The organism is Pseudomonas sp. AU12215, assembly GCF_001675465.2.
Lineage (GTDB): Bacteria > Pseudomonadota > Gammaproteobacteria > Pseudomonadales > Pseudomonadaceae > Pseudomonas > Pseudomonas nitroreducens.
Map to the genome: position 1 here is coordinate 1 of NZ_MACM02000113.1, position 3030 is coordinate 3030.

At 57.8% G+C, this 3030-nt stretch carries 2 protein-coding genes; both read right to left on the reverse strand.

Annotated elements, in window-relative coordinates:
* Positions 1 to 159: 159 nt before the first annotated feature.
* The gene (locus tag A9513_RS14715) at positions 160 to 1554 is read right to left on the reverse strand and encodes a site-specific integrase (protein ID WP_043157654.1); all 1395 of its coding nucleotides are present in this window, start codon (positions 1552 to 1554) and stop codon (positions 160 to 162) included.
* Between the two features lie 594 nt (positions 1555 to 2148).
* Complete coding sequence (locus A9513_RS36525; RefSeq protein ID WP_231387757.1) at positions 2149 to 2349, reverse strand: hypothetical protein; 201 nt, start codon at positions 2347 to 2349, stop codon at positions 2149 to 2151.
* Positions 2350 to 3030 lie beyond the last annotated feature (681 nt).

A 3030-nucleotide genomic window follows, 5' to 3' on the forward strand; every position in this document is an offset into this window, starting at 1 on the left:
TTCAATTGGAAATGCCCGATTGAGGTCATGACAGAGGTAGTGGCGTTGCAGCATGATGCACCTGCTTCAATCCAGTAACCGTGTTGCACTCAGCTTCTGCAACCGCCGTGCGATTGGAGGAGCTCAAGGCCCGCCACTTGGGGCGGTCTTTGCGGCTACTTAGGTGGTCGAGGATGTACTTAGGATTGTTTCTAATTTCTCCCCGAGAGTCCGCCAAGCCTCCGTTTTCTCTTTCGCGTAGTCGTGATGCAAATAGTGCCGGCGTACCTTGGATCCACCCAGCAAGTGGTTTTGGCAACGATCAATGATCTCTAGAGTGATGCCTAGTTCCTGCATCATGGTTGCACCCGTGCGGCGCAAGTCGTGCGGGGTCCATTCACCTTTGGTGCCCTTGCTCAGCACCAGTGAATCGTCATGGTGACGGCCGGTAAGAGGTTTGCTGCGGTTCTTGAAGCGGCACTGTCGATCACCGATTAGTTTGCTGACTGTTTTGGTATCGCCATGGCTATTGCCATCCTTGCTAGGGAAGCAGAACGGTGTATGGCTGGTTTCTTTATGCAGCCGCTTGAACTGCTCAAGGGCAAAGGCTGAAAGAAAGACGTGGTGATCCTGGCGCTTGCCTTTATGGCCCTTGGTTGCTTCGGCTGGGATGAACCAGGTGCCTTTTTCCAGATCCACATAGCGCCATTCTGATTTGAGCAGCTCGCCGATACGGCAGAGGGTGCTCAGGCAGATCCAGACGGCGCATTGTACGCGCGGATTGACCGGGCGGATGCCGGAGTATTTCTGGCCCGCAGGGAGGGCGCCGTAGTCGCGCTCAAGGCGGGCGAAGATGTCGCGTAGCTCGCGGATTTCGTCAGGAGAGAGCAGGCGATCACGCTGTTCCTCGTAGTCGTGGTCGAGCAGTTTGTTGACCTCTACCAGGTCGGCCGGGTTGCCTTCTGCCATGAGAGTGCGCCATGGCTTACGTTTCTCTCCCCAGCGCAGCATTTGGCCGATGTCCTTGCTGCGGATCACAACGGTGCGGTTCAAGCCGCGGGCTTTTACTGAGCGTAGGACGTTGAGCAAGTCTTTCTCAGTCAGGGTGCGCAGAGGCTTCTTGCCAATGAGCGGCAGCACGTCCTTGGTGAAGCTGCGGCGCAGTTCGGCGTTACCGTCCTGGCGTGATACGCCATCACGCATCCACTCCTCAAAGAGGTCGGCGACTGTCTTGTTTTCTGCGGCCTGACGTTCAGCTTCGGCAATGGTCGCGGCGATGGCGGCCTGGGCTTCGATCTTGGCAGCCTTACGGGCAGCGGTGGGGTCGATCCCTTTGGCGGCTGTCGCTTTCACTTCGTCGCGTTCGGCCCGAATCTGCGCCAGCGACTTCTTGGGCCAGCTACCCAGGCGATGATCGCGCTTGGTGCCATCCAGTTTGAACTCGTAGCGAAACATGACAGTGATGCCGCGTACGCCAGCGCGAACCTTTGCGACCAGACCGCCGTCTTCACGCAGTGTCTTGCCATCGTCGGCCGAGGTGAGCGCTTCCAGTTGCTTCGCCGTCAGTTTTGCCACCTTCTACCCCTTGCCCGATTCGGTCGCCTTGGAATTTTGCCCCACTTTTGCCCCACCGAATCGCCTGGCTGTCGGTGGATGCTCATGGATCGTGATGGACGCGAATTTAGCCTGTGTGTCCCGTATTTGCTAGGGTGTAGGCGATCCATTAGTGTCCACTAGCATCCATGTAAATCCATGAAATAAGCGCATGGGGTGCAAGGGGTAGAGTGTTCGAATCACTCCGTCCCGACCAAATTTGAAATGGCCGGTTCAGCAATCAACCGGCCTTTTTGCATTTCTCTTCCCTCAAAAACTCCCTATATCGACCGCCAGCTCGGCGCGTCCCTCAGTGGCCAATCATCCTGCGCTGCCAGGAAGGCTGGTAGGTCTCGTCGCGCTATCCAGATTTCCCCTTGCTACTTGAGGACGCCGATGCGTTGGTCGGCCCAGATCATGAAGGCGCGCAGGGGGTTGCTGTCGGGGATGTGCTGGGAGTCGTGGAGGGTTGGGAGGGCTTCGTCGCTGAGCCATTTGGCGAAGTTGCGGTGTTCGGGATGCTAGTGGCGGTATAGGGCTTTGTTAGGTGCCGGATTCGCTGATGACTTCCACTTCCTAGCGGAAGCCGCTGAGGTATTCCAGGATGACGGCGCGTTTCTGTTCCGGGTCCATGCGCTTGGGTAGGCGGTAGGGGCGGCGGGCGTCGATCAGGAGGGCGAAGTCGTGGGCGACGAACCACGGTTGGCGGTCGATCAGGACGGCGCGGAGTTGGTAGGTGTGGCGTTGGAATACGACAGATATGTAAGCGTCTTGCATGGTGAAGCTCCATCTACGAGGTTGAGGAGCCGCGACGCGTCGTCGTCAAGCGAAGGGTGGCGGACCGCGCAGGGTTGACGAGCCGGGAGATGGAACCGGCAGACCCGAGGGTCCCCCGCGCGATCCGCCATAGAGCCAGTAGTGAATACTACAGGCATGAAAGCGCCTACTGGAAACCGTCGCTCTTTCCCGCACGCGCTTTCAGCGTTTTCGCGCCATCTCATTTCCGGTCGTCAAACCAGGCCACAGGATTGACTGTGACGGGCGCAGGATGGAGGAGGGCTTTCCGGGGCGGGAACCTGCAAAGCGCGTAGGAATCTGGCAAGCGTGCTTTGAAGTGGGAGGTTCGGCAGCGCCTCCTCTATATAGGTAGAACGACTCAGCTGTATGGCTGGGGCCGCGGTGCCTGGCTTGGCGCGGCTGCAGGAAGGTGCTGCTTTCTATATTAGAGGGAGAGGGGAGTGGTCCCTTTGTCATCTTTCTGCAAAAAGTCGTTGACGCTCGATTTAAACTCCCTATAATGCGCACCACTCCCGGCGACGAAGCGCTGAAAGAACTTGAAAATCAAGTACTTGCAGAGCTTAGAGGTTGGGAGTGGTGATCAGGCAGGTGATTCACTTGCCGCTCTTCATTAGCTGCTCCGGCAGCGAACTGAAAAGAAGGTCGCCGAGGTGCTTGACA

Coding starts and splice junctions, on each gene's coding strand:
- A9513_RS36525 (WP_231387757.1), bottom strand. CDS start 2,349: ATGCAAGACGCTTACATATCTGTCGTATTCCAACGCCACACCTACCAA.